Origin of the sequence: Echinicola arenosa (assembly GCF_014841125.1) — a bacterium.
Lineage (GTDB): Bacteria > Bacteroidota > Bacteroidia > Cytophagales > Cyclobacteriaceae > Echinicola > Echinicola arenosa.
This window is the reverse complement of the sequence record NZ_JACYTQ010000005.1, coordinates 1-19,029: the sequence shown is the minus strand read 5'-3', so window position 1 is coordinate 19,029 and position 19,029 is coordinate 1. Positions and strand designations below refer to the sequence as shown.

At 39.4% G+C, this 19,029-nt stretch carries 13 protein-coding genes and 1 rRNA gene; 12 read left to right on the top strand and 2 right to left on the bottom strand.

Annotated elements, in window-relative coordinates; translation table 11 throughout:
- The first annotated feature begins 204 nt into the window (after nucleotides 1-204).
- From IFO69_RS14270 to IFO69_RS14245, 6 genes are all read left to right on the top strand, one after another.
- Nucleotides 205-1,623, top strand: a complete 1,419-nt coding sequence (locus IFO69_RS14270; RefSeq protein WP_192010807.1) for a glycoside hydrolase family 125 protein — start codon at nucleotides 205-207, stop codon at nucleotides 1,621-1,623.
- 120 nt (nucleotides 1,624-1,743) lie between these two features.
- The gene (locus IFO69_RS14265; RefSeq protein ID WP_192010806.1) at nucleotides 1,744-3,903 is read left to right on the top strand and encodes a GH92 family glycosyl hydrolase; all 2,160 of its coding nucleotides are present in this window, start codon (nucleotides 1,744-1,746) and stop codon (nucleotides 3,901-3,903) included.
- Nucleotides 3,904-3,906: 3 nt separating this feature from the next.
- The gene (locus tag IFO69_RS14260; protein ID WP_225444147.1) at nucleotides 3,907-4,806 is read left to right on the top strand and encodes an ROK family protein; all 900 of its coding nucleotides are present in this window, start codon (nucleotides 3,907-3,909) and stop codon (nucleotides 4,804-4,806) included.
- A 60-nt stretch (nucleotides 4,807-4,866) separates the two neighbouring features.
- On the top strand, nucleotides 4,867-7,548 hold the full coding sequence (locus tag IFO69_RS14255) for an alpha-L-rhamnosidase (protein ID WP_192010805.1): 2,682 nt from the start codon (nucleotides 4,867-4,869) through the stop codon (nucleotides 7,546-7,548).
- A gap of 206 nt (nucleotides 7,549-7,754) precedes the next feature.
- The gene (locus IFO69_RS14250; RefSeq protein WP_192010804.1) at nucleotides 7,755-8,366 is read left to right on the top strand and encodes an RNA polymerase sigma factor; all 612 of its coding nucleotides are present in this window, start codon (nucleotides 7,755-7,757) and stop codon (nucleotides 8,364-8,366) included.
- Nucleotides 8,367-8,426: 60 nt separating this feature from the next.
- Nucleotides 8,427-9,347, top strand: coding sequence for a serine hydrolase (locus IFO69_RS14245; protein WP_192010803.1), 921 nt, complete (start codon nucleotides 8,427-8,429; stop codon nucleotides 9,345-9,347).
- 397 nt (nucleotides 9,348-9,744) lie between these two features.
- Here IFO69_RS14245 and IFO69_RS14240 read toward each other — a convergent pair whose 3' ends face one another.
- Nucleotides 9,745-10,326, bottom strand: a complete 582-nt coding sequence (locus IFO69_RS14240) for a TlpA family protein disulfide reductase (RefSeq protein ID WP_192010802.1) — start codon at nucleotides 10,324-10,326, stop codon at nucleotides 9,745-9,747.
- Between the two features lie 238 nt (nucleotides 10,327-10,564).
- On the opposite strand from IFO69_RS14240, the gene IFO69_RS14235 reads away from it, so the two are divergent.
- Nucleotides 10,565-12,823, top strand: a complete 2,259-nt coding sequence (locus IFO69_RS14235; protein ID WP_192010801.1) for a Tex family protein — start codon at nucleotides 10,565-10,567, stop codon at nucleotides 12,821-12,823.
- Nucleotides 12,824-12,869: 46 nt separating this feature from the next.
- Here the strand turns inward: IFO69_RS14235 and IFO69_RS14230 are convergent, their stop codons facing one another.
- Nucleotides 12,870-15,197 carry an outer membrane beta-barrel family protein gene (locus IFO69_RS14230; RefSeq protein WP_225444146.1) on the bottom strand — a complete coding sequence of 776 codons (2,328 nt, stop codon included), beginning with the start codon at nucleotides 15,195-15,197 and terminating at the stop codon, nucleotides 12,870-12,872.
- 267 nt (nucleotides 15,198-15,464) lie between these two features.
- On the opposite strand from IFO69_RS14230, the gene IFO69_RS14225 reads away from it, so the two are divergent.
- The 5 genes from IFO69_RS14225 to IFO69_RS14205 form a co-directional block, all read left to right on the top strand.
- Complete coding sequence (locus IFO69_RS14225; RefSeq protein WP_192010800.1) at nucleotides 15,465-15,722, top strand: hypothetical protein; 258 nt, start codon at nucleotides 15,465-15,467, stop codon at nucleotides 15,720-15,722.
- 12 nt (nucleotides 15,723-15,734) lie between these two features.
- Complete coding sequence (locus tag IFO69_RS14220) at nucleotides 15,735-16,502, top strand: XRE family transcriptional regulator (protein ID WP_192010799.1); 768 nt, start codon at nucleotides 15,735-15,737, stop codon at nucleotides 16,500-16,502.
- Nucleotides 16,503-16,874: 372 nt separating this feature from the next.
- Nucleotides 16,875-17,648, top strand: coding sequence for a 3-keto-disaccharide hydrolase (locus IFO69_RS14215; protein WP_192010798.1), 774 nt, complete (start codon nucleotides 16,875-16,877; stop codon nucleotides 17,646-17,648).
- Nucleotides 17,645-18,253, top strand: coding sequence for a 3-keto-disaccharide hydrolase (locus IFO69_RS14210; protein ID WP_192010797.1), 609 nt, complete (start codon nucleotides 17,645-17,647; stop codon nucleotides 18,251-18,253). The genes IFO69_RS14215 and IFO69_RS14210 overlap by 4 nt, the downstream gene beginning before the upstream one ends.
- 710 nt (nucleotides 18,254-18,963) lie before the next feature.
- Nucleotides 18,964-19,029, top strand: a 16S ribosomal RNA gene (locus IFO69_RS14205); the annotation flags it as partial.

Genomic DNA, 19,029 nt, shown 5'->3' with positions numbered 1-19,029 from the left:
GCTAAAATTAAAACGGTCGTCAGGCTTCCCTAAACACTTTATGGCAAGCTTGGCGACCTTTTAGCATCGTTACGATGATAAAATTGCTTGTATTGTTAAGCTAAATCGATTAATTTACCAGCCAATTATAAATTATCTCCAAAATAGGATAGTATTTATAAGCTTGTTTTTGGAGAAAAATAACCGACATAATTAGAATATCACATGATCAGAAGGGATTTTATAAAGACCGGTGCGGCAGCCACATTTGGGCTGGCCATGGGGCCAGCAGTTTCCATCGCTGGGAATTTGGCCATACGAGAAACTAATCGTCCAAAAATGGCGGAGCGAAACTTTACCAGTAAGGCGGTAGAAAATACAATTAAGGAAATTAAAAAGAATATCAAAGATCAGGAATTGGCATGGTTATTTGAAAACTGTTTTCCAAATACCTTGGATACTACAGTGGAGTATTCAGAGAATAAAGGCAAGCCAGATACTTTTGTCATCACTGGCGACATCCACGCCATGTGGTTGCGTGATTCGTCAGCCCAGGTTTGGCCTTATTTGACCTTGGTCAATAAGGATAAGCAACTCAAAAAACTTATCCAGGGAGTGATCAACAGACAGAACGAATGCATCATTATCGATCCCTATGCCAATGCCTTTAATAAAGGGGCAGAAGGAGGAGAGTGGCAGACTGACCATACGGATATGAAGCCGGAGTTGCACGAACGCAAATGGGAAATTGATTCTTTATGCTATGCCGTTCGATTGGCCAATGGCTATTGGAAAGAAACAGGGGATGCCAGCATTTTTGATGATCGATGGGAAAAAGCCATGAAGCTGGTATTGAAAACTTTCAAGGAACAGCAGCGTAAAGATGGCAATGGTCCGTATCATTTTCAGCGAACCACTTCCCGTGCTACAGACACGCTTTCAGGAGGAGGCTATGGTAATCCAGTAAAACCTGTAGGCTTGATTTGTTCTGCCTTCAGGCCTTCAGATGATGCGACTATTTATCCTTTTCTGATTCCTTCCAACCTTTTTGCGGTACAGTCATTAAGACAGTTGGCGACCATTTATAAGGAGGTGAAAAAGGATACTGCCTCAGCAAAAGCCTGTAAGGACTTGGCCAATGAAGTGGAAGCGGCCATCCAAAAATATGCCGTAGCTGAGCATTTGGATAATGGAAAAATCTATGCTTTCGAGGTGGATGGGTATGGCAACAAACTATTCATGGATGATTCCAATGTGCCTTCATTGTTAAGTATGGGCTATTTGGGTTGCTTGGAAATTGATGATCCTATCTATCAAAACACAAGAAACTTTGTATTGAGTGAGGACAATCCTTATTTCTTTTCCGGTAAAGCGGCCAAGGGAATAGGTGGGCCACATGTGGGAATGGATTATATCTGGCATATGAGCATCACCTTACAGGCCATGACAGCAACTGACGACGAAGAAATCAAACAATGTTTGGAATGGATCAAGACCAGCCATGCAGGAACAGGGTTTATGCACGAAGGATTTCATAAAGATGATCCGAATGACTTCACCCGTAGCTGGTTTGCTTGGGCCAACACTTTGTTCGGAGAGTTGATTTATACGCTTTATAAAGAAAAGCCACATTTGCTGACATAGAATAGTAAGAAAGATTTCATTAAATCGAAACGGATATTAAGCTCGTCGAAATACCCGTTTCGATTTGATTAAAATTTAACTGACAGACCTATTAACCTACTCATTTAACCTGAAAGACCCATGCGATTATTGTTCCTATTTACTTTTATTATTGTTTCAATATCTTTTTTTGGTTGTGCCAAAGCACAAGAAGAAAAAACTGACCTCACCCAATTTGTTAATCCTTTTATTGGCACTGCTCCTTTGACCGATCCTTCCCAAATCGGCTATACACCTCCAGAAGGTTGGAGAGTTTGGGCAGGACTGACCTATCCGGGGACTTCACTTCCCAATGCCATGGTACAGCTGAGTCCTATTACCGAATTTGGTTCTGGAGCTGGATACGAATATGAGGATACTGAAATACTGGGTTTTACCCATACCAATAAAGGTCATTGGAATCTCTGTAATATCCCAATTTTACCAGTAAATAGAAATTCTAAAAAGCCATTTAAGTCGGCTTTTAGCCATGACCGAGAAAATGCTTCCCCAGGTTATTATGAGGTTTATCTAGAAGATTATAAAGTACAGGTTAGATTGACCAGCACCCTTAGGGCAGGTATCCATGAATATACCTTTGATCAGGCTTCAGAAAGGACGATACTTTTTGACTTAGGAAAAGCCAATAACAGGGTGTCTGATTGGAAAATAACCAATTCTTCTGAAAAAGTATTGGAAGGGTTTCAGCGAGTGGGAGGAGATAAGGTACATTTTTATGTGAAGTTGAGTCATGAAATAGAAACTGTCAATATCATTGAGGAAGGGAAGCGAGATGGCTATGCCACGGTGGATATAAAAGACGGTGGAGACAGTCCTGTTGTATTGCAAATTGGACTGTCCTATGTAAGTGAGGCCAATGCTAAAGAGAATTTGGAAAAGGAAGTGGCAAATAAGTCATTTGACCAAGTGCATGAGGAAGCAGTGGATACATGGAACAACCTGCTCTCCCATATCACTGTCAAAGGGGGCACGCCTAAAGAGAAGGAAATGTTTTATTCCTCTTTTTACCGGTCTTTCCTATGGCCAGCTTTGAGAAGTGATGTAAATGGTGAATTTAGCGACGAAACAGGTGAAAAACGTAAAGAGGACTTTAACTATTATACCTTGCCTTCACTTTGGGATACTTATCGTAACAAGGTGGTACTGCTGAGTATTGTACGGCCAGAGGTTACTGCTGATGTGATTCAATCATTGGTAGATAAAGGGCATCGGACAGGCTTTATACCTACATTCTTTCATGGTGATCATGCTGCATCCTTTATTACTGGATCATATCGAAGAGGGATCAAAGATTTTGATGTAAAAAAAGCGTATGAGTACCTCCTGAACAATGCCTATAAAGAAGGTGGCACAAGACCATATATCAACGAGTATATTGAAAAGGGCTATATCTCTGACCCGCACGTCGAGAACCCCCATGTGGAGACCAAAGCCAAAGCAGGGGTCTCCAAAACTTTGGAGTTTGCATACGATGATTATGCATTGGCACAGTTGGCCAAAGAAATGGGGGATGAGGAGCATTATAATGACTTGATGAAAAGGGGGCAGAATTACCGCAATGTATTTGACCCTTCAGTGAACTTTATGCGTGGAAGACTGGAAAACGGTGATTGGATCAGTCCTTTTAATCCCGAATATCCTTATTATGAATACATGTACCGGGAGGCCAATGCTTGGCAAGTTTCCTTTTATGTCCCTCATGATATGCCCGGTTTGGTAGATTTATATGGAGGAAAAGATAAATTTGAAGCCAAACTTGATGAACTATTTACCAAGCCATGGAATCCTGAATATATTGCCAGAAACGTATCCGGTTTTATGGGGCAATATTGCCAGGGCAACCAACCTGATCATGAGGCCCCTTTTTCCTATTATTTTGTAGATAAGCCTGAGAAGTCACAAAAGGTAATCGATAAGCTCTTAGCTGATTACTTTGGAATTGGAGAACATGGGCTGGCGATGTCCGGGATGGATGATGCTGGTGAAATGTCATCTTGGTATACTTGGACTGCTATGGGGCTTTATCCATTAAGTCCAGCAGATACAGATTATTTGGTGACGGTTCCAGTTTTTGATGAGGTACATTGGAAATTAGGCAACGGGAAAATGTTGAGCATTTATAATCCATCAAAGGGCAGGGAACTAAAGGAAATCATAGTAAAGGATAAGAAAAATAGCAATTATTTTATTTCCCATGACCTCTTCAAGGAAGGGGGAGAAATAAAACTGGTGACAGAATAAAACATGAGCATCATGAATGAAAACTATGCGATAGGCGTAGATGTGGGGGGATCACACATTACCGTGGGAAAAGTCAACTTATTAAATGGAAACCTTGTCCACGATAGATTGATTAGAAAAGAAGTCAATTCAAAAGGTTCGACAGAGGAAATAATAAAGGCTTGGGCTCAAGCAATAAAAGAGATTGCTGGGGATGGTCTTCCAACTTGTAAAATAGGAATAGCGATGCCAGGTCCTTTTGATTACCAAGACGGCATCTCATGGATTGACAGTACCCAAGATAAATATGAAGCTCTGTACGGTAAAAATGTAAAAGAGCTTCTAGCTGAGGAGATGGGTATAATGGCAGCTCAAATTCGTTTTAAAAATGACGCTGCGTGTTTTTTACAAGGAGAAGTTTTTGGGGGAGCTGCCAAAGGAGAAAAAAGAGCAATTGGAATCACTTTGGGAACTGGTGTTGGTACCGCTTACTTTCATGGAAAGGAAGCGGAAGATGCTGCTAGATGGGGGGATGAATTTGGAGAAAGTATTGTGGAAGAATATTTTTCTACTCGGTGGTTTGCTCGAAAATATTTGGAAAAAACAGGTCTGAACCTGAACGGCGTGAAGCAATTGGTCGAAATGAAGTCCAATGATTGGGTAAATGATATTTTTGATGAATTCAGTACTAATTTTTCAAAATTCCTTGAAAGGTTTATTAGTGAAGAAAAGCCAGAAATAGTGATCTTGGGAGGTAGCATTTCACAGTCCTCGGACATGTTTCTCCCTAAAGTTGAAGCTTTGATTTTTGAGTCATTTAAGAATGTTAAAATCGCCATCACTGAACTGGGGGAACAGTCAGCACTGATAGGAGCTGCCAGTTGCTGGTATAAAGAGGGGGTAGATGTAAGGGCACAAAATTAAAGAGGAAGTTTCTTCCCAAAGAACTGTTTAGGCCCATTTGTTTATTGAAAACAACCTGACATGAAAAAACTCAAAAACCTATTATTCGTTGCTGCATTATTTTTTACGATAGCTAAGCCTGCATTATCACAAAAAGCCTTGCGATGTGAATATTTAGAAAATCCAATAGGATTAGATACACCAATGCCAAGGATCACATGGCAATTGGATGATGATCGGCAAGGGGCTGAACAGACAGCTTTTCGAGTGACTGTCAATAAGGACTCTATTGCGCTAAAGAATAATTTAGATTTGATCTGGGATACGGGAAAGACATTTGGAGACAGGCAAATGATAACGTATGGGGGAGAGGAATTGGAGCCATTTACTACTTATTTTTGGGCAGTAGAAACTTGGGATAAGGATGGTAAAAGCTTAGGCTTATCCAAGGTGGCCAGTTTTGAAACTGGTATGATGAAGGTGAAAAACTGGCAAGGCGCTTGGATCAGTGATGGTCAGGGTAAAGAAGTCAAGCCGGCTCCTTACTTTAGAAAAAGTTTTAACGCTTCCAAAAAAATTAAAAAGGCTAGGGCTTACATTGCTGTGGGTGGACTTTATGAATTGTCCATCAATGGTCAGAGGATCGGAAATCACCAGTTGGATCCAGTTTACACGAGGTTTGATAGGAGACTGCTGTACGTGACCCATGATGTAACAAATGCCCTTCAGGAGGGAGAAAATGCCATAGGTGTATTGCTAGGAAATGGCTGGTATAACCATCAGTCTACAGCTGTATGGTTTTTTGACAAAGCTCCATGGAGAAATCGTCCTACGTTTTGTATGGACCTAAGAATCACTTATGAAGATGGAACAGTGGAGACCATAGCTACCGGGAAAGAATGGAAGACAGACTTGAGTCCTTTGATTTTTAACAGCATTTATACAGCTGAACATTACGATGCTAGATTGCAACAACCGGGCTGGGACAAACCTGGCTTTGATGATAGCCAATGGAAGGGTGTGATTTATCGATCTGCGCCAGCACAAAACATTACTGCCCAGGCAATGCCTCCAATTAGGCATAATGTGGAGATTGCTGCAAAGTCGGTCAATAAAATCAATGACTCTACCTATGTGTTTGATTTAGGGAGGAATATTGCCGGTGTAAGTGAGATAAGGGTAAAAGGTGAAGCAGGCACGGAAATCAGGCTTAAGCATGGGGAAAGGTTGGCTGATAATGGTAGAGTAGACATGTCCAATATTGATGTGCATTACCGTCCAACAGATGACAGTGACCCTTTCCAGACTGACATTTTTATTTTAAAAGGAGAGGGAGAGGAGACATTTGTGCCAAAATTTAACTATAAAGGGTTTCAGTATGTTGAGGTAACTTCAAATCAGCCATTGGTACTTTCCAAGGAAAGTTTGAAAGGTTACTTTATGCATAGTGATGTATCCAAAGTAGGAATGGTGAAATCCAGTAACCCTACCTTGGATGCTATTTGGAGCGCCACCAATAATGCTTATTTGTCAAATCTTTTTGGTTATCCCACCGACTGCCCCCAAAGGGAAAAAAATGGGTGGACAGGGGATGCCCATATTGCCATTGAAACAGGGCTTTACAGTTTTGATGGAATCAAGGTATATGAGAAGTGGATGGATGATCATCGGGATGAACAGCAGCCAAACGGTGTGTTGCCTTCCATAATTCCGACTTCAGGTTGGGGTTATGAGTGGGGAAATGGCCCTGACTGGACGAGTACCATATGCCTTATTCCATGGAATATTTATTTGTTTTATGGCGATCAAAGAGTTCTTGAAGAGAACTATGAAGCCATGAAAAAGTATGTGGATCATATTACTGAAATCAGTCCAAGTGGTTTAACCACCTGGGGTTTGGGTGATTGGGTTCCTGTCAAATCAAAATCACCTGTAGAATTTACCTCTTCAGCTTATTACTATGTGGATGCCAATATATTGGCCAAAGTGGCTGCTTTATTGGGGCATGATGATGAGGCAGAGCAATACAGTGCCTTGTCCAAAAAAATTAAAAATACTGTAAATGATAAATACCTAAATAAAGAAACAGGTATTTATGGTAGTGGCTACCAGACCGAGTTAAGTGTGGCATTGCATTGGGGGTTGGTACCTGATGATATGAAGGAGCTTGTTGCTAAGAATTTGGCTGAAAGGGTCGCTGCCGACAACTTCCATTTGGATGTCGGCCTTTTAGGGACAAAATCCATTCTCAACGCATTAAGTGAAAATGGCTATGCAAATGAAGCTTACCAAATCGCCGCCCAAGAAACCTATCCTTCATGGGGATGGTGGATTGTCAATGGAGCCACTACACTGTATGAAAACTGGGATATTGAATCCCAAAATGATATTTCTCTGAACCATATTATGTTTGGTGAAATTGGGGCGTGGATATATAAGGGACTGGGAGGTATAAAGCCTGATCCTAACAATCCAGGTTTTAGAAATGTGTTGCTAGAACCACACTTTGTTAAAGGATTGGAAGAATTTGAAGCTACCCACCAAGGACCATATGGAGAAATCAGATCATCTTGGAAAAAGACCAAAAAGGGAATGGTAAGCTATATGATTGAAATACCTGCCAATTCGACTGCAAGTTTAATTTTACCAATATCGGCGAAGTTTAAGGCGAATACGCAATTTAAGCAAACAAAAGACGAGAGCGGGAGTAAAGTAGTCTATGAACTATCTTCAGGAAGTTATGAACTGGAAATAGAACCATAACTAGCTGTTGCAGGTACAATCATACAATTTGGACTAAAAACCAGTTTTGTAAAATATCCTTCTGCTAAATTGTTTAGCATTAAATTAAATGTTGGCAAGTTTGCTTTTCTAAAAACATTTATGTTCTTTTAAAAATAAGAGGCTATAAAGCCTTTTATTTTAAGTAAATAGCTAAACCGTTTTAGTTTGTTTATTGAATTTTGTAAATGCAACAGCCTGACCCAATAACCATAGAAAAGGAAGACGCTTATTTGGTGCGTAAGATTAAGCAGCATGATGAGCTGGCTTATTATCGTTTGTACCAAAAGTATTCTTCCAAAATTTATAGGATTTCCAGAAAAATGGATCTATCTCATCATGATGCTGAAGAAATCGTGCAGGATGTTTTTTTGCATATTTGGAAATCCAGAGAGAGGTTGGATGAAAGTCTTTCGATTAATGCTTATATTTTTACTATCGTCAAGACAGGGGTATTGAAGAAGTACAAGAAGAGGGCTCGCTTTGTCGCTTATCAGCAGTACGCTGTCCCCATGAGCCAGGAATTTTCGACCAACACTGAAGACAAGGTGATCTTTGAGGATCTTCATGATTTTGCCACTGAAGCCATCAATAACTTACCTGTAAAACAAAAGGAAGTATTTGTAATGAAGAACATTCAGCACATGACTGCAGAAGAGATCGCATCTCAGCTTAATCTTTCAGTGCGAACTGTTGAAAATCAGATATACAGAGCGACGAAATCCTTGCGCAAGAAGATTGAAACCAGCCAAGGTGTTTCTTATAGCCTGGTGACTGTTTTAATAGGTTTGCTTAATTGAGCTTAGATATAGATATTGAAGTTCAATATCTAAGATGCATCAATCAGTCCTCCTGTTACCATGAGAAAACTATTTTCACTATTTGCTTTGGGTTGTATATTTTTTTTATCATGTAATTCTTCCAACAAGGAAGATGATGACTCAGTGATCAAATTGAAAGAAAAAATTAAGGAACGCTTTGGAGGTGTGGAAGGTGATTTCGCTATTGCTTTTAAATCCTTAACCTCAGATTCTACAAGTCTTTTTCTCAAGGAAAAAGAGAACTTTCATGCGGCCAGTACGATGAAGACTCCAGTGATGATTGAATTATATAAGCAAGTGGCAATTGGTAACTTATCCTTAGAAGATTCTGTGGAAATCATAAATGAATTCAAGAGTATAGTAGACGGAAGTCCATATGCAATGGACCTAAACGTAGACAGCCAAGAAGGTCTGTACCATAAAATAGGTCAGAAAACCACATTCAGAGAACTCAATTATCAGATGATCACAATGAGTAGTAATCTGGCCACTAATATTTTGATTGACCATTTGGATGCAAAGAAAGTTACTCAGACCATGAGGGATATGGGAGCAGCGGACATTTTGGTTTTGAGAGGAGTGGAAGACCTTAAGGCCTATGAATTGGGTATGAGCAATACAACTACCGCTGTTGATTTGATGATCCTTATGGAGTCCATTGCTACTGGAAAAGCAGTTAGTGAGCAAGCCTCTGATGAAATGTTTAAAGTCCTATTGGATCAGCATTTTAATGAGCTGATCCCCGCTCACTTGCCTGATGATGTCATTGTTGCCCACAAGACAGGATCAATTACTGGTGTTCAACATGATTCAGGAATTGTGAGATTACCCAATGGAGACCAATATGTTTTGGTGATCTTATCTAAAAACTTGTCCAGTATTGATGACGGAGTAAAGGCCATAGCTGATGTATCCAAAATGATCTATGACTTCGTGACGAAAAATGAAAAGAGCAACTAAAGGGTAATTTCCAAATGGGAAGAAAGCCTTTCAAAATTAACAACTAAAATAGCCATTTGTCAAAAGGTTTAACTTACACTAAGAGCAGATTTATTTATATTGGATGATTAAACCTAAAGTCACTCTTTTTAATTGACTGAATTAATGAAATTGGGTATGTTAATTGACTAAAGCTGAGGCTAAGAGAAAAAAATCAAATAACCTCAATATAAATAAAAACGAATTTCAAATATTCATTAATGCTTTTTGTTATTGAAACAAAGTTATTTTATTATTTGGTAAATCAAAATTTTTGCTAAGCAAATGTTGTTTTTTTACAAAATAAATAATGTTGAACAATTATTGATGTTTTGAAAATTATGCTTTGAGTGGATGTAGGGCCAAATTTCTTTTCGTTTTATGAGCTCTTCTGTTTCTTCAAGAATTCCCGAAATTCGTCTGTATCAAAATTACTCATGCCTTCTTGTCTAAATATGATCTTTCCTTCTGGACTAATTACCAAGGTAGTGGGGATCGACTGATGTTTCAGAGAGGCATTAAGTCCATAGCTTGCATGTGCAACGGGAAAAGTGAAAGCTTGATTATCGATGTATTTTTTTGCCTTTTCAGCATCTTTGTCAAGACTTACCATTAAAAAAGCTACATCCTTTTCCTCTTTCATTTTTTCATAGAGAGAAGAGATATGTGGCATCTCTGCACGACAAGGGGGACACCATGTCGCCCATAGATTGATAAAAACTGTCTTTCCTCTATAGTTTTGCATATCCACTAGTTCACCTTGCAGATTTTTGAATTTGGCAGAATAATCAAAGTCTTTCCCTAATTCATTTTTCTTTTCAATATTAGGTTTGATCAATCCTGTAGAAAGCACTATCGATTGGATTTTCCCAACAATGGGTGCGTACCAACCCATGGCGTAAATAAATGCAAATACGCCAAGAATGATGGCCCAACTCTTGATTTCTTTTTTCCAGTTCATATGCTGCTGTAATAGATTTTTTGTGAAAAATATGTATAGCAAAGAGATGTGGCAAAGTTAGTTTTTATGCCATTAAAAATGGCTATTAGTTTTTCTTACGACCTTCGAGATATCAAAGTTATAATTTGATTTACAATCCGTTAGTGATAAGTGTCACAATAAATCCAAAATCCCTTCAGAAAACTGTTTGATAAACTTTAAATTGCGAGCCTATAGCATAGCCATATTTTAAAAGTTTATGAATATCAATCATTATCTAAAGATCGCCGAAGAGCTAAATGTCAGGCAAAAACAAGTGTCAGATACCATTGAATTATTGGATGAGGGAGCAACAGTGCCTTTTATTTCAAGGTATCGTAAGGAGGTTACCGGTTCATTGGATGAAGTACAAGTAGCAGCTATTAGGGATCGTGTGCAGCAGCTTCGCGATTTAGATAAAAGAAGAGAAGCAATTTTGAAGTCCATAAAGGACCAAGAAAAACTTACTCCTGAATTGGAAGAAAAAATCAATGGGGCAGAGACGATGTCTGTTTTGGAGGATCTTTATCTACCGTATAAGCCAAAGAGAAGAACCAAGGCTACCATCGCAAGAGAAAAGGGCCTTGAACCATTGGCTACCAAGATTTTTGAACAGGAATCCATTGATTTGGAGACTGAAGCGAATGCTTTTGTCGACGAAGAAAAAGAAGTGGCCAATGTGGAGGATGCACTTCAAGGAGCTCGGGATATTATCGCGGAGTGGGTGAATGAGAATGCTGAGTTGAGAAAGAAAATGCGTGATTTATTCATCAATGAAGGTAAATTTGTATCTAAGGTCATTCCTGGAAAAGAAACTGAAGCTATCAAATACAAGGACTATTTTGAATGGACTGAGCCAATCAAAACAGCTCCTTCCCACCGGGTTTTGGCCATGAGAAGAGGTGAGAAGGAACTGTTCCTGATGTTGGATTCTTGTCCAGAAGAATTGGATGCTGTCGGACTGATGGAAAACATGGTAGTAACAGGAAACAATACCAGTTCGGAGCAAGTGAAGTTGGCTATCATGGATTGCTACAAAAGGTTGATGAAGCCTTCGATGGAGACTGAAGTGAGGCTCTATACCAAGAAAAAGGCAGATGAAGATGCCATTAAGGTTTTTGGAGAAAACTTGCGTCAGTTGTTGCTAGGAGCGCCATTAGGGGAGAAATCTGTTATGGCTATAGATCCAGGGTTTAGAACAGGATGTAAGTTAGCCTGCTTAGGCCCACAAGGCCAGTTGCTGCATTATGATGCCATTTATCCAAATGAACCTCAAAGAAAAACTGCTGAATCGGCAGCTTTGGTCAAGCATTTGGTAGACCTGCATAAGGTTGAGGCAATTGCCATAGGAAACGGAACTGCCAGCAGAGAGACAGAACAATTCTTTAAATCAATAGGCTTGCCTAAAGAAGTTTTGATCGTGATGGTGAATGAAAGTGGGGCATCTATTTATTCTGCTTCTGATGTAGCAAGGGAAGAATTCCCTGATCTGGATTTGACCATCAGAGGAGCAGTATCTATTGGACGAAGATTGATGGATCCATTGGCCGAGTTGGTAAAGATCGATCCTAAATCAATTGGTGTTGGGCAATATCAGCATGATGTGGACCAGACTGCATTGAAGAGCTCTTTGGATGATACTGTAATGAGTTGTGTGAATGGTGTAGGGGTAGAGGTCAATACGGCTTCCAAGCAGTTATTGACTTATGTTTCTGGACTTGGACCATCATTGGCCCAAAATATTATCAATTATAGAAATGAAAACGGACCATTTAAGAGCCGTGAGGATATCAAAAGTGTTCCGCGTTTGGGGGACAAAGCCTATGAGCAGGCTGCAGGCTTTTTGAGGATTAATAATGGTCAAAATCCTTTGGACCGCAGTGCGGTACACCCAGAGAGTTATGCATTGGTACAAAAAATGGCTTCGGACATTGGCACCAGTGTGACCGACCTGATGAAAAGTGAAGAATTGCGTTCTAAAGTGGTGTTGAAAAATTATGTCACCGAAACGGTAGGACTTCCGACGTTGAAGGACATCATGGATGAATTGGCCAAGCCAGGACGTGATCCTAGAGAAACCTTTGAAATTTTTAGCTTTCAGGAAGGCGTCAACGAAATGAAGGACCTTAAGACAGGAATGAAACTTCCAGGTATCATCACGAATATTACCAATTTTGGGGCTTTTGTTGATATTGGAGTTCACCAAGATGGATTGGTGCATTTGAGCCATTTGGCAGACCGTTACATTTCTGACCCTAATGAAGTGGTTACGGTTAACCAAAAAGTAGAGGTAACCGTGATGGAGGTAGACTTAAATAGAAAGCGTATTGGGTTAAGTATGAAATCTGATCCGTTTGCAGAGAGAGGCAAAGGTAAAACAGGTGGTGGAAATAGAGAGAAAAGGAGAGAGCGGGAAAAAGAACCAGAAGGAGATTTGGCTGCTAAACTGGCCATGTTGAAAGGTAAATTTGGCAAATAAGAATAGAAAGCCGGTCGTTTTAAAATCGACCGGCTTTTTTGTTCTTTTAGAAATTATATCGAGCGCTGAAAAGCGCGATCCTACTTTCCCATTCTGCCCTGAATTCTTGGTAAAAGTCATCAGATTGATTGTAGCCCCCGAAATTCCTAGTGTTAAAGACGTCTCGAACACTTACCGATAGGCTGAGTTTGTCTTCAAGGAAGTTTTTGAGCAATGTGGCATCCATGCTGTACCTTGCAAAATCCCTCCCTTGTGCTTCTATTTCGGGTGATTCATAATCTCCGACCAATTGTAAAGTAAGATCTAGAGGTAGTTTAAAATCCGTAGTCAATTTGGAATTCCAAGCAAAGCCTTTGCTTACAAATTCCTCTCCTAAATTAGATCCATCTACTCTACTTTGGAAGAGTGAGATACTTCCGTTGAGGTTCCACCATGGGGTAATGTCAGCTATTCCTATAAATTCCAATCCATAAGATTGGCCTGAATTTAGGTTCTCAGGTTGCTGATAAGAAATACCATCTTCCACCATGGTAATGTAATCCAATACACCATCTACATAGCGATAGAATAAATTGGTTGTAAGGCTGGCATTTTCAAAATTTACCATATGACCCAATTCAAATGAATCAATCATTTCAGGCTGTAAATTGGGATTACCTCTTCTCACACTCAAAGAGTCTGTGATGTCAGGAAAAGGGTTTAATCTCCATGCCGTTGGTCGGTCAATTCTCCGGCTATAAGTAAACTTGAATGAATTTTCATCATCAAGTTTATACAATGCCTGGACACTTGGGAAAAGATTAAGGTAATTTTGCTCATTAAGCTCATTTGTATTGTAAAGCAAACCTTCTACATTGGTTTGCTCAGCCCTTGTGCCTAAAGTGAAATCAAATTTTTCTGAAGTCCTGGAATAAATAAAATAGGCAGCATGAATCTGATCTTTGTATAGAAAATGATTGCTGATGTCAGTATTTTCTACAAAATCATTCTCACTTTCCGAAAACTGATAGTATTGGTAGTCATTATCAAACTTTCTAAAAGTTGACTTAAGTCCCATCTCAAGTTTTACGTTCTCATTTATAGGATGAACATAGTCTGCTTGTATCACTGTGGTGTAGCGCTTCTCGTCAGTAAATGCCCTTTCTTGACCATTCAGGTTTTCGGGCAATGGCTCAGTAGCATTTCTAAAAATGTCGATGTTTTGGATTTTGTACTGGTTCTGATAGGAATTATTGGCACTTATCTTAAGTTCCCGGTTCTTATCATCGAAGGTTCTTTCATATATCAAGGCATTGTCATACCCATCATCGGATTCCGACTCGATATTTCTTCTGACATATTGTAGGATCAAATCATCAGTGATGCCATCTGAAAGGTTGGAATATAAGGTGTTGTTTTCATAATCATCACCGGTATTGTATACCCCTTGATAGCTCAATACGTTTTTACCGAAATAGTAGTCAGCTCCATAATTGAAATTATGGTTTTGGCTATTTTCATTGGATTGATTGGTTTGGTTGAGGATTTCATTGTCCTCGTAAATTTCCCTGAAAGTGGTTCTTTCCCCTTGTCCTTTCCAATCCCTATAATTATAGCCTGCATAGACACTGTATTTAGCTGTGGTATGATTGACGCGTGCTCCGGTATTTAGTCGGTTTCTGGTGCCATAGGTTAATTCAACACCACCGTGTGTTCCCATGTTTTCCCCCTTTTTCAAGATAATATTGATAACTCCACCTTCCGCTTCAGCATCATATCGAGCATTGGGATTATTGATAACCTTAATTTGTTCAATAGCACTGGCCGGGATTTGGTCCAAATTTTGGGTCAAGGAAGAATTACGTCCATTTATAAGCACATTTGTTCCTGAACTTCCTCTCAGGGAAATTGAGCCATCGTCAGAAACGCTAATGGAAGGAGTGTTTCTCAAAATGTCCAAAAGGGTACCACCAACATTGGCCAAGTTTTGTTCAGGAGTAATCACGATGCCTTCCACATCGGTTCTCATTGGAATAGTGCTGGACTGAACTACCACTTCATCAAGCTCTTCTTGTTCAGAAACTAGAGCAATTTGCCCTAGGTCTTTGTCCTCATTGATTGCCAGGTTTTCCAACTTCTTGTTTTCATATCCAATCAGAAATACCCTGATGTCATAATTACCACTTTTGGTGTCAAGTGTGAATTTCCCGTTTTCATCAGATTGAGTATAAGTAATTGTGTTTTCACTGCCAGCCTCGAAAAGCGCTACTTGGGCAAACAATAGAGGTTCTCTGTCCTCTTCGTTCACAATCTGCCCGCTAATGTTAATCTGAGCTTGTGTCCAAAATGGTGTCAAGAAGAAAAATAAAAGTAAGAATCGTTTAATAGGCATCATTAATTAGTTGGTTATATTATTATTAACCAATATTAGGGCTAATGGGTTTAGTAAAAAGGATGCTTTTAGACTAATGGGCGTATGGGCTGATTTACGGTAACAAGAGAGGCTTTGTCATCCTAATGAACATGAATAATTAATGATCAATCCATTTTAGTAATATTTGAGACAATTGGTGTCGTATAAAAGTTGTTTTTGAAAACTTAATTTTGTTTGTTATATAAACATTCTTAAATTAGTGTAAGAAATTCAAAAGCAGATAAGTTAATGGAAAAGGCCCCAAAAATTAGAATCGTTAGCAAGCAGTTGGCATCTGGAAACCACCAAGTAAAATTCTTTGTAGAGGATCAATTGCACCCAAGATATGGGTATTTATTGGTAAGCGGTGATAGGGCAGTGGCAGATGTGATTCAGGAGATCAGGGAAAGGATGGATATGATGGAAAGATCCCGAATGGACCTCAACCGGTTTTCTTTCAAAAGCCAATGGAGAGATGATCATAATTTTTACCTTTATAGTGCATAAAAACTTTTAGAGATGTTACTAGGGAAGAACTTGAAGTACCTGAGGAAAGGCAAGCAAATGACACAAGAGAATCTTTCTGATCAGCTTGGGATCAAAAGAACCATGATCTCTGCTTATGAAGATGGAAGGTCTGAGCCCAAATTGTCGACGTTAAAATTGATCGGGGATATTTTTTCAGTTTCTTTGGATGAGCTGCTCTATCATGACATAGAAAAAAAGGGTCGTAAAGCCACTCAGAAGAAAGATATAAAAATTTTAACCGTTTCCTTGGATAACGAGGAAAATGAAAATATTACGATGATTCCCCAGAAAGCATCCGCGGGCTACCTTAATGGCTATGCTGATCCGGAGTTTGTTCAACAACTTCCTCAATTCCACTTGCCCAACCTTTCTAAAAATGCTACCTATAGGGCCTTCGAAATCAATGGGGACAGTATGTTGCCTTTGCCTTCCGGAACTGTTGTCATTGGCGCCTATGTTGAGCAGCTGACAGATATTAAGAGTGGGAAGACGTATATTTTGGTTTCAGAAACTGAAGGGGTGGTTTATAAGCGGGTTTTTAATTATTTGGAAGAAAACGGAAAGCTTTTTTTGGTCTCCGACAACGATATGTACAAGCCTTATGAAATACCAGGAGAAGATGTCAAAGAAGTATGGGAGGCCAAAGCTTTTATTAGTACTGACTTTCCAAATCCTAAGGATAGGAACAAGCCTGTGACTTTGGAGGATATTGCTGACATGATTTCTGAACTGAAGAATAATATTGTTAAGTCTAAATAAGCAGTTTGTTTTTGGTTTGGCAGGGGTATTACTGAAAATGAGCCCTTAGTTAAGGTTAAGCTACCTATATTGATATGGGTAGCTTTTCTTTTTTAAATATTTTGTGTTTTGACCATAAGGCAAATACAACCACTTATCAAATTATTAATTCGAAAAATTAAATAAACTCTGATTATATAATTAAAAATATTATATTTATGAGTCTAGATATTCAATATTATGAGGTTCGATCTTGGTTTGGTTTCACCTGTTCTTAATTTGATGGGGTCTTTTTGAGTGATTTAGCAGATAGGTTTGGGGGATAGGCACTTTATTAAGTAAGAATAAGTATCAATTTATTTTAGAATGACACATGATTAATTAACAGCAAATATGAAAAAGAGAACACTAAGTATTTTTGCTTTGGTGGCTATAATGGCAGCCTGTGATAGTGGTAAAAAAGAAACCACCTCGGAAGAGACTGTTGAAGTCACCGCTCCAGAAGTGGAGGTGCCAAAAGAGAATTCCTTGACTTCAGAGGAAGAAGCAGAAGGATGGCAATTACTATTTGATGGGGAGAGTGCAGATGGCTGGAGAGGTTATAACCAGGATGTCTTACCTGAGGGTTGGATTATTGAAGATGGCCTTTTTGTAGCTTTAGGAAAGGGAGGGGATATTGGAGGAGATGTGGTTTATGGGACGGAGGAGTTCGGAGAATTTGAGTTGAAATTGGAATGGAAGATAGCAGAAGGAGGGAATAGCGGTATCTTTTATCATATAGTTGACGAAGATACTCATGAGGCACCTTATTATACAGCTCCGGAGTATCAGGTTATAGATCAAATTGGTTTTCCTCAAAAACTGGAAATGTGGCAGTCAATTGGTGCAGATTATGGAATGTACACTCCGGATTTTGAAGGGGCGGTTAAACCTGCCGGCGAATGGAACACAACAAGGATTGTTTTTACTGAAGACAATGCTGAATACTATTTAAATGGTAAGAAGACAGTTTCTTTCGACCCTTGGTCTGAAGATTGGGAGAAAAGAAAGACTGAAGGAAAATGGAAGGATTATCCTGATTACGGTGTAGCGAAGACTGGTTACATTGGACTTCAAGATCACGGTGCAAAGACCTGGTATAAAAATATTAAGATTAGAAAACTATGAAAAACCTAAAGTATTACCTATTACTAATTCCAATTGTGGTTGTCTTGACAGCCGGTGGCTTTGATGCAAAGAAAATTAAGCTTTTTAATGGCAAAGATTTGAGTGGATGGACAATCTACGGTACTGAAAAATGGTACGTGGAAGATGGCCTTTTGATTTGCGAAAGTGGTCCAGATAAAGGTTATGGCTATTTGGGAACAGATGAGCATTATAAGGATTTTGAACTGGAGTTGGAATTCAAGCAAAGTGCAGATGGAAATAGTGGTGTGTTTATTCGTTCAACAGTAGAAGGTACAAAAGTATCAGGTTGGCAAGTTGAGGTAGCACCTCCTGGTCACGATACGGGTGGTATTTACGAATCCTATGGAAGGGGATGGTTAGTGAAACCAGATCCGGAGAAGGACAAAGCCTTGAAATTTGGTGAATGGAATAAGATGAAGATCCGTGTAGAAGGAGATAGGGTGATCAGTTGGTTGAACGGAACAGAGATGGTTGATTTTTCTGATGCTAAAATCGGAGCAGGTGAAGGAGGTATTTGTTTGCAGATTCATGATGGTGGCGGAATCAAAGTGGCTTGGAGAAATATTAAATTAAAAGAACTTTAATATATAAAGGTCCCAAAAATGGGGCCTTTTATTTTTTTGCTATTTTTTCATATTCAACATCAGCGCTTTAACGCTTTTTAAGTTTCAAAAGTGCTTCTTCCTATTGTATTTAATTAATCTCTTCTTACCTTTGTCATCCTGTTGGACGGACAGGGGAGGTTTTGAGAGGTATTTTGGACGGTTTTTCTGTTGCGTGGAGTTTGGGTTTTGGTTTGGGAAAACATTTTGAAAAAAGTGTTTTTTAAGAACGAAAAAGCTTTTAACTTTGCAGACCCAAAAGAGGGGATCGGAAGCCTGGATGTCCCGAAAGGGGCTCAAAAAACTTTCGCAAAATTAATTATAAAAAAGTTGTTGCGAAACGGAAAAAAATCCTCACCTTTGCAGACCCAAAAGGGGGATCGGGTTTCGGAAAGACGGAACAAAGCGGAGGTTTTGCAGTGAAAAGGTTTCAAAAAAATAATTGAAAGATTGTTTTGCGAAACAGGATTCTTTTTCGGAGCTTTGCACAGCGAAACGGAAAAGAGGCCGGCCTGAAAGCAGGCGGGCAAAAACATAGGGGATTGGGACGGTAAAATGTCCGGTTTCACAAAGATGGAAAAAGTTCCATCGGAGAAGTTCATTGAAGTGTTGTAAGACGAAACAAAGATAGACAGGTCGGTAAGGAAAAGAAGAGTTGCCTATATTATTATAGGCACGTCAATAGAAACTTTACAATGGAGAGTTTGATCCTGGCTCAGGATGAACGCTAGCGGCAGGCCTAATACATGCAAGTCGGA

Bases quoted from the DNA above. Each gene is read 5' to 3' on its own strand.
- IFO69_RS14270 (WP_192010807.1), top strand. From the start codon at position 205: ATGATCAGAAGGGATTTTATAAAGACCGGTGCGGCAGCCACATTTGGG.
- IFO69_RS14265 (WP_192010806.1), top strand. From the start codon at position 1,744: ATGCGATTATTGTTCCTATTTACTTTTATTATTGTTTCAATATCTTTT.
- IFO69_RS14260 (WP_225444147.1), top strand. From the start codon at position 3,907: ATGAGCATCATGAATGAAAACTATGCGATAGGCGTAGATGTGGGGGGA.
- IFO69_RS14255 (WP_192010805.1), top strand. From the start codon at position 4,867: ATGAAAAAACTCAAAAACCTATTATTCGTTGCTGCATTATTTTTTACG.
- IFO69_RS14250 (WP_192010804.1), top strand. From the start codon at position 7,755: ATGCAACAGCCTGACCCAATAACCATAGAAAAGGAAGACGCTTATTTG.
- IFO69_RS14245 (WP_192010803.1), top strand. From the start codon at position 8,427: ATGAGAAAACTATTTTCACTATTTGCTTTGGGTTGTATATTTTTTTTA.
- IFO69_RS14240 (WP_192010802.1), bottom strand. From the start codon at position 10,326: ATGAACTGGAAAAAAGAAATCAAGAGTTGGGCCATCATTCTTGGCGTA.
- IFO69_RS14235 (WP_192010801.1), top strand. From the start codon at position 10,565: ATGAATATCAATCATTATCTAAAGATCGCCGAAGAGCTAAATGTCAGG.
- IFO69_RS14230 (WP_225444146.1), bottom strand. From the start codon at position 15,197: ATGATGCCTATTAAACGATTCTTACTTTTATTTTTCTTCTTGACACCA.
- IFO69_RS14225 (WP_192010800.1), top strand. From the start codon at position 15,465: ATGGAAAAGGCCCCAAAAATTAGAATCGTTAGCAAGCAGTTGGCATCT.
- IFO69_RS14220 (WP_192010799.1), top strand. From the start codon at position 15,735: ATGTTACTAGGGAAGAACTTGAAGTACCTGAGGAAAGGCAAGCAAATG.
- IFO69_RS14215 (WP_192010798.1), top strand. From the start codon at position 16,875: ATGAAAAAGAGAACACTAAGTATTTTTGCTTTGGTGGCTATAATGGCA.
- IFO69_RS14210 (WP_192010797.1), top strand. From the start codon at position 17,645: ATGAAAAACCTAAAGTATTACCTATTACTAATTCCAATTGTGGTTGTC.